Annotated in this window: 6 protein-coding genes and 1 pseudogene; 2 read left to right on the forward strand and 5 right to left on the reverse strand. The window is 70.1% G+C overall.

From position 1 onward, the window contains the following. Positions 1-325: 325 nt before the first annotated feature. Positions 326-718: pseudogene (locus ACX6XY_RS10340) on the forward strand (superoxide dismutase); the annotation flags it as partial. A 78-nt stretch (positions 719-796) separates the two neighbouring features. Here the strand turns inward: ACX6XY_RS10340 and ACX6XY_RS10345 are convergent. From ACX6XY_RS10345 to ACX6XY_RS10365, 5 genes are all read right to left on the reverse strand, one after another. After that, positions 797-1849, reverse strand: a complete 1053-nt coding sequence (locus ACX6XY_RS10345; RefSeq protein ID WP_460328429.1) for a PAC2 family protein — start codon at positions 1847-1849, stop codon at positions 797-799. 207 nt (positions 1850-2056) lie between these two features. Further along, a complete protein-coding gene (locus tag ACX6XY_RS10350) occupies positions 2057-3682 on the reverse strand; it encodes a glycerol-3-phosphate dehydrogenase/oxidase (protein WP_460328431.1) in 1626 nt (541 codons plus the stop codon). Positions 3683-3688: 6 nt separating this feature from the next. Beyond that, positions 3689-5215 (reverse strand): glycerol kinase GlpK, encoded by a 1527-nt coding sequence (gene glpK, locus ACX6XY_RS10355; RefSeq protein ID WP_460328434.1) that lies wholly within the window; start codon positions 5213-5215, stop codon positions 3689-3691. A gap of 33 nt (positions 5216-5248) precedes the next feature. Then, positions 5249-6034 carry an MIP/aquaporin family protein gene (locus ACX6XY_RS10360; protein WP_460328437.1) on the reverse strand — a complete coding sequence of 262 codons (786 nt, stop codon included), beginning with the start codon at positions 6032-6034 and terminating at the stop codon, positions 5249-5251. A 265-nt stretch (positions 6035-6299) separates the two neighbouring features. Continuing rightward, a complete protein-coding gene (locus tag ACX6XY_RS10365; protein ID WP_460328439.1) occupies positions 6300-7064 on the reverse strand; it encodes an IclR family transcriptional regulator in 765 nt (254 codons plus the stop codon). A 325-nt stretch (positions 7065-7389) separates the two neighbouring features. Between ACX6XY_RS10365 and ACX6XY_RS10370 the strand changes: the two genes are divergently transcribed. Further along, the coding region (locus tag ACX6XY_RS10370; protein ID WP_460328441.1) for a homocysteine S-methyltransferase family protein at positions 7390-7922 on the forward strand (533 nt) is incomplete at its 3' end.

Genomic DNA, 7922 nt, shown 5'->3' on the forward strand with positions numbered 1-7922 from the left:
TCTTCTGCGAAAGACGGCTTCCGCCCCGAGGGCGTCACCTGATTCTTGCGAGGAGGCCCCGGCGTTCACGCCTGGGAGGAGTCGCATCCCGGCCCCACGGTCGCGGCGCGGTCGGTAGCATGGCGTAGCCGAAAGTCTGAGCCTTAAGGCACGAACGGGTCTGCCCGGAGAGACGGTTGGGGCATGGATGGCTTCGGCGTCGCCGTGCGTGATACGTGCGGCGTGGGTACCCGTCACCGTACCCGTCGTAGGGGGCAGTCGGGAGCGCGACAAGGTGTGAACGACTGAGCTATACGAGCTCGGCTCGTTCACGGCCGAGAAGGTGACGGCCAACGGCATCGAACGCACCCCCGACGGCAGCGCGCTGCTCGTGGTCAACTCCGTCGCGAACGGCGGCAGTCTGATGCGGGTCGACCCGCGCAGCGGAGTGGCGAGCGCGGTCGACCTGGGCGGGGCGAAGATCCCCAACGGTGACGGGCTGCTGCTGCTCGGCCGGACGCTGTACATCTGTCAGCAGCGGCAGCACGCCGTCGATGTCTTCACCCTGAACAGGACCGGCACCCGCGGCCGGGCGCTCACGCGCATCACCGACCCGCGGTTCAGGATCCCCACGACCGTGGCCGCGTGGGGCGGGCGGCTCTACCTGCCCAATTCCCGCTTCGACGTGGAGCCCACACCGGACACGGAGTACGACGTGGTGGCGGTCGACCAGGTCTGACCGGTCTTACGCGTCCTGGCCGGCCCAGCCGGTCCGACGCACCGAGGGGCGGCGCTGCCACAGCGCCGCCCCACGGTGTCAGCTCTCCGAGCCGGAGGGATCGTCGTCCCCCTCGGCGTCCGTCACGTCTGGCGCGTCCGACGACGACGGCGGTTCGGCTGACGGCGGCCCGGCCGTCGGCGGGTCCGGCAGCGGCGGCTTCGGCGGGCGGGTGCGGCCGCTCGGGTTCTCCCGCAGATAGGAGCTCCCCTCCCCGCCGTCCGTCGCGTGTCCGGGCCCGTGTCCGGGACCGCCGTCCCTGCGGCGCAGATACCGCTCGAACTCCAGGGCGATCGCCTCGCCGGACGCCTCGGGCAGCTCCGCGGTGTCCCGCGCCTCCTCCAGTGTCTGCACGTACTCCGCGACCTCGCTGTCTTCGGCGGCCAGCTGGTCCACGCCGATCTGCCAGGCCCGCGCGTCCTCGGCCAGCTCGCCGAGCGGGATGCGCAGATCGAGCAGATCCTCCAGCCGGTTCAGCAGCGCGAGCGTCGCCTTCGGGTTCGGCGGCTGCGACACGTAGTGCGGCACCGCCGCCCACAGCGACACCGCCGGCACCCCCGCGTGCGTACAGGCCTCCTGGAGCACCCCGACGATGCCCGTCGGGCCCTCGTACCGGGTCTCCTCCAGGTTCATCGTGCGGGCCAGGTCCGCGTCCGACGTGACGCCGCTGACCGGTACCGGACGGGTGTGCGGGGTGTCGCCGAGCAGCGCGCCGAGCACCACCACCAGCTCCACGCCCAGCTCATGGGCGAAGCCGAGCAACTCGTTGCAGAACGAGCGCCAGCGCATCGACGGCTCGATCCCGCGCACCAACACCAGGTCACGCGGCTTGTCCCCGCCGATGCGGACCACCGAGAGCCGGGTCGTCGGCCACGTCAGCCTGCGCACCCCGCCGTCCAGCCAGACCGTGGGGCGGTTGACCTGGAAGTCGTAGTAGTCCTCGGCGTCGAGCGCCGCGAACACCTCGCCCTTCCACTCCCTGTCCAGATGCGCGACCGCGGTGGAGGCGGCGTCGCCGGCATCGTTCCAGCCCTCGAACGCGGCCACCATGACCGGGTCGATCAGCTCGGGAACCCCCTCGAGCTCGATCACCCAGCGCCTCCTTCCGACGATCCCTTACGTACGTGCCAACCTTACGGCGTCGCCGGGGCGCCGCCGCAGCCCCCTGACACACCCGGTGACACACCCCGTGGCACCTCGGCCAGGGGGCCGTGCGCGGGCCCGGCCCGCCCGGCCATGCGAGAGGGGCGGCCGTACGCGACCGGCCGCCCCTCAGCGCGTGCGCGCTTCAGCGCACGCTCACCGCTTGGCGTCGAGTATCCCCTGGACCTTGGCGCGTACGTCGTCGGTGTCCAGGCCCCGGATCGTCAGCGTCGTACGGCGGCGCAGCACGTCGTCCGCTGTCTCGGCCCACTCGTGGTCGCGCGCGTAGGCGACCTGCGCCCAGATCTCCGGGGCGTCCGGGTGGATGCGCTCGGCGAGCGACGCGTCCTCGTTGGCCAGCCGCGCGATGTCGAAGGACAGCGAGCCGTAGTGCGTGGCCAGGTGGCGCGCGGTGTCCGCGGACATCCGCGGTCCGGGGGCCGGACCGTCCACCAGGAGGCGGTGCGCGACCGCGCGCGGGTTGGCGATGCCCGGCAGCGGGAGCTTCTTCGGCAGGTGCGCGATCGGCTCCATGTCATCGCCCAGCGGGTGTCCGGGCAGCTCGGCGAGCTTGTTCATGACCGTGCGGCCGATGTGCCGGAACGTCGTCCACTTGCCGCCCGCGACCGACAGCATCCCGCCACGGCCCTCGGTGACGACCGTCTCGCGCTTGGCCTTCGAGGTGTCGCCGGGACCGCCGGGCAGCACCCGCAGACCCGCGAAGGAGTAGGTGATCAGGTCGCGGGACAGCTGCTGGTCGCGGATCGAGAAGGCCGCCTCGTCCAGGATCTGCGCGGTGTCCTGCTCGGTGACCGCGACATCCGCCGGGTCGCCCTCGAACTCCTCGTCGGTCGTACCGAGCAGCAGCATGTCCTCCCAGGGGAGGGCGAAGGTGATGCGGTACTTGTCGATCGGGGTCGCCAGCGCGGCCTTCCACGGCGAGGTGCGCTTGAGCACCAGGTGCGCGCCCTTGGACAGCCGGATGGACGGCGCCGCGTTCGGGTCCTCCATCTTGCGCAGGTGGTCCACCCACGGGCCGGTGGCGTTCAGCACCAGGCGGGCGCTGACCCCGAACTCACTGCCGTCGGTACGGTCCTTGAGCTCGGCGCCCGTGACCCGGCCCTGCGTGAACCGCAGCCCGGTCACCTCGGCGTGGTTGAGCACCGTGGCGCCCGACTCGACGGCCGCGCGGACCGTCATGAGGGCCATCCGGGAGTCGTTCATCTGGTCGTCGCCGTACACGGCCACGGCCTTCAAGTTGTCGGTCCGCAGCTCCGGCACGTCCTGCGCGGCCTTGGCCGGGCTGAGCAGGTGCCCGACGCCGTCGCCGAACGCGGACAGCGCCGAGTACGCGAAGACGCCCGCGCCGAGCTTGGCCGCGCCGTGCGGGCCGCCCTTGTAGACCGGCAGGTAGAAGGTGAGCGGGTTGGCGAGGTGCGGTGCCACCTGGCGGGACACCGCCCGCCGCTCGAAGTGGTTCTCCGCGACCAGCTTCACCGCGCCGGTCTGTAGGTAGCGCAGACCGCCGTGGAGCAGCTTGGAGGAGGCGGAGGAGGTGGCGCCGGCGAAGTCACCGGCGTCCACCAGTGCCACCCGCAGACCGGCCTGGGCGGCATGCCAGGCAGTGGAGATGCCCAGGATTCCGCCGCCGATGACCAGGAGGTCGTACGTAGCCTTGCTCAGCTGCTCCCGAGTCTCGGCGCGGCTCGGGTGGGAGCCGCCGGCCGGATGCAGCCCGAGAGCCGGGAGGGCCGAGCCGCTCTGCAGGGTGGGGGTGCTCATGGGTGATTACTCCTCGTCTTCGATCCAGCCCATGGTCCGCTCGACGGCCTTGAGCCAGTTCTTGTACTCGCGGTCCCGCTGGTCCGCTGCCATACGGGGGGTCCACTCGGCGGCCCGGCGCCAGTTGGCGCGCAGCGCGTCGGTGTCCGGCCAGAAGCCGACGGCGAGACCGGCGGCGTAGGCGGCGCCGAGGCAGGTCGTCTCGGCGACCATCGGGCGCACCACCGGCGCGTCCGTGAAGTCCGAGATGGTCTGCATCAGCAGGTTGTTGGAGGTCATACCGCCGTCGACCTTGAGGGCCGTGAGCTCGACGCCGGAGTCCTTGGTCATGGCGTCGGTGATCTCACGGGTCTGCCAGGCGGTGGCCTCGAGCACGGCGCGCGCGATGTGCGCCTTGGTGACGTACCGGGTGAGACCGGCGATCACACCGCGGGCGTCGGAGCGCCAGTACGGGGCGAACAGGCCGGAGAAGGCCGGTACGAAGTACGCGCCGCCGTTGTCGTCGACCGTGGACGCGAGCGTCTCGATCTCGGCGGCGGAGTTGATCAGGCCCATCTGGTCGCGCATCCACTGCACCAGGGAGCCGGTGACGGCGATCGAGCCTTCGAGGGCGTAGACCGGCTTCTGGTCGCCGATCTGGTAGCCGACGGTGGTCAGCAGGCCGTTGTACGAGTTGACGGGCGTGTGACCGGTGTTCATCAGCATGAAGGTGCCGGTGCCGTACGTCGACTTGGCCTCGCCCTGGGCGAAGCAGGTCTGGCCGAACAGGGCCGCCTGCTGGTCGCCGAGCGCGGAGGCGACCGGGACGCCGCTCAGGATGCCGTCCTTGGCGGTGCCGTACACCTCGGCGGAGGACTTGATCTCGGGGAGCACCGCGGCCGGGATGTCCATCGAGTGCAGGATGCGCTCGTCCCATGCCATCTCGCTGAGGTTCATCAGCAGGGTGCGCGAGGCGTTGGTGACGTCCGTGACGTGCACACCGCCGTTCACGCCGCCGGTGAGGTTCCAGATGACCCAGGAGTCCATGGTGCCGAAGAGGATGTCGCCGCGCTCGGCGCGCTCCCGCAGCCCCTCGACGTTGTCGAGCAGCCAGCGGACCTTCGGGCCCGAGAAGTACGAGGCGAGCGGGAGGCCGGTCTCGCGGCGGAACCGGTCCTGGCCGACGTTGCGTCCGAGCTCCTTGCACAGCGCGTCGGTGCGGGTGTCCTGCCAGACGATCGCGTTGTAGACGGGCTCGCCGGTGTTCTTGTCCCACATCAGCGTGGTCTCACGCTGGTTGGTGATGCCGATCGCCTTCACGTCGGCGGAGGTGATGCCCGCCTTGGAGATGGCTCCGGCGACCACGCTCTGGACGTTGGTCCAGATCTCCGTGGCGTCGTGCTCGACCCAGCCGGGCTTGGGGAAGATCTGCTCGTGCTCGCGCTGGTCGACGGAGACGATCCGGCCGTCCTTGTCGAAGACGATGCAGCGGCTGGAGGTGGTGCCCTGGTCGATCGCGGCGATGAAGGGGCCAGCGGTGTGTGCGTCGGTCACGTTCTTGCTCCTGGAAAGTCTGTGTGCGGGGGCTTACGCGAAGGCGATGCTGTAGATACCGGCGGCTACGGCGCCACCGATCAGGGGGCCGACGACCGGGACCCAGGAGTAGGACCAGTCGGAACCCCCCTTGTTCGGCAGCGGCAGCAGGCTGTGCACGATGCGCGGCCCGAGGTCACGGGCCGGGTTGATCGCGTACCCGGTCGGGCCACCGAGCGACAGACCGATGCTCACGACGACGAAGGCCGTGATCAGCGCGCCGAGCGTGCCGAGACCGTTGCCCTCATCGTTAAGCCCCTGAGTGAGGATCGCGAGGACCAACACCACGGTGCCGATGATTTCGGTGGCAAGGTTGTAGACCGGGTTACGCACCTCGGGGCCGGTGGAGAAGATCCCGAGCACCGGGCCGGGCTCCGTGGTGGACCGGGCCACCGCGGTGTCCTGGGCGCCGGGGCCGCCCACGATCTCCTTGTCGGTCAGATGCGCGAGGAACTGCCCGTAGTAGGCGATCCAGACCAGCACCGCGCCGATCATGGCGCCGAGCAGCTGGCCTATGACGTAGACCGGGACCTTGCCCCAGCCGCCGTTCTCGATGGCCAGGGCCACCGTGACCGCGGGGTTGAGGTGGGCGCCGGAGAGGTGCGACGTCATGTAGACGGCGGTCATGACCGCGAAGCCCCACCCGAAGGCGATGGCGACCCAGCCGGCGTTCTGCGCCTTCGAGCGCTTGAGCGTGACGGCGGCACAGACACCGCCGCCGAGGAGGATGAGCACGGCGGTACCGATGGTCTCGCCAATGAAGATGTCGGAGCTGGACACCCGCGACTCCTTTGTCCTTCGTCCAGAGGGAACACCGAGTAGGTCGTACCCCGGCTTCCTTCCGGTGGTCCGAGCCCTCGGTGAGGGCGGAATGCTCGATCCACGCTTGCCACACCCTACCCCGTATTGCCGGTAGGTGTTCGACAATGTCGACCGATGAACGGCAGTTTTGCGCCACGGTTAACGTGACGTCAAGGGTTCGGTGGGACTTCTGTGGCGAGGATCCCGGATCGTTACCGGGGATGCGCGCGGCGGCGGACGCCGCTCAGAACCGGCCCGCGCCGAGATCCCGCGAGACCGAGCGCGCGCAGTCGCGCACCGCGGCGATCAGCTCGGACCGCAGCTCACCGTCGGTGCAGACCCGCTCCACGGCCCCGGTGACGCCGACCGCGCCGACGGGCATCCGCCGCCGGTCGTGGATGGGCGCCGCGACCGAGGCGACGCCCTCCCAGGTCTCCTCGACGTCCGCGGCCCAGCCGCGGGCCCTGGTCAGGTCGAGCACCTCCTCGAAGGAGGTCAGGTCGCTGACGGTGTGCGGGGTGAGGGTCTGGCGCTCGACCTCCACGACCTCGCTGTGCGCCACCGGGTCGTACGCCGAGAGGACCTTGCCCAGCGCCGTGGAGTGCAGCGGCTGCATCGCCCCGACCTCGAGCACCTGGCGGCTGTCGTCGGGCCGGAAGACGTGGTGCACGATCAGCACGCCCTGCTGGTGCAGCACCCCCACATAGACGCTCTCCCCGCTGGAGCGCGCCAGGTCGTCCGTCCAGACCAGCGCGCGGGCGCGCAGCTCGTGCACGTCCAGATAGCTGTTGCCGAGCCGCAGCAGCTCGGCCCCCAGCTGGTAGCGGCCGGACGTGGAGTCCTGCTCGATGAAGCCCTCATGCTGGAGCGTGCGCAGAATCCCGTGCGCCGTCCCCTTGGCCAGGTCGAGTGACGACGCGATGTCGGAGAGTCCCAGGCGCCGCTCGCCGCCGGCGAGCAGCCGCAGGATGGCCGCCGCTCGCTCGAGCGACTGGATGTTCTTCGCCATCGGGTCGGCGCCCCCTCTGCCTCGTGCTGCCTCATGCTTCATGCCTAGGTCGTCTACACCATCGTTCGACAATGCTGAACACTATCGGTCGATGTCGACCTTGTCCTAATGGTTGCGCACCCGCTCCGCGACACATCCGCGCAGACATCTCTACAGCAGGAACGCGCCGCCGCCCCACTCGCTCCCGCCACATCACCCCCGACAGCCCGTCCCGCCCGGTGGACACCCTTCCCATAAGGGCAGGGGTCCCGGATACCCTGGCCGCGTGCGCTCGCCCTCCGGCGGGTGCAAAGCCGACAGCCGTCGCATCCCAGGGAGTACATCCATGGCCACGCTGCCGACCCCCGTACCGTCCAGCCAGACCCGCGCCGACGCCCTACGCGAGGCGCTCGCCTCACGAGTGGTGGTGGCGGATGGGGCGATGGGCACGATGCTTCAGGCGCAGGATCCGAGTCTGGAGGATTTCGAGCAGCTGGAGGGCTGTAACGAGATTCTGAATGTGACGCGTCCGGACATTGTGCGGGCGGTGCATGCGGAGTATTTCGCGGTGGGTGTGGACTGTGTGGAGACCAATACCTTCGGTGCGAACTTCGCGGCGCTGGGGGAGTACGACATCGCGGACCGGATCTTCGAGCTGTCTCAGGCGGGGGTGCGGATCGCGCGTGAGGTCGCCGATGAGTTCACCGCTTCGACGGGGCGGCAGCGGTGGGTGCTGGGGTCGATGGGGCCGGGCACGAAGCTGCCGACGCTGGGGCATGCCCCGTATGCGGTGCTGCGGGATGCGTATCAGCAGAATGCGGAGGGGATGATCGCGGGCGGTGCGGACGCGCTGCTGGTGGAGACGACGCAGGATCTGCT

The sequence above is a fragment of the Streptomyces sp. O3 genome, from assembly GCF_054788135.1.

Coding starts and splice junctions, on each gene's coding strand:
- ACX6XY_RS10365 (WP_460328439.1), bottom strand. CDS start 7,064: ATGGCGAAGAACATCCAGTCGCTCGAGCGAGCGGCGGCCATCCTGCGG.
- ACX6XY_RS10350 (WP_460328431.1), bottom strand. CDS start 3,682: ATGAGCACCCCCACCCTGCAGAGCGGCTCGGCCCTCCCGGCTCTCGGG.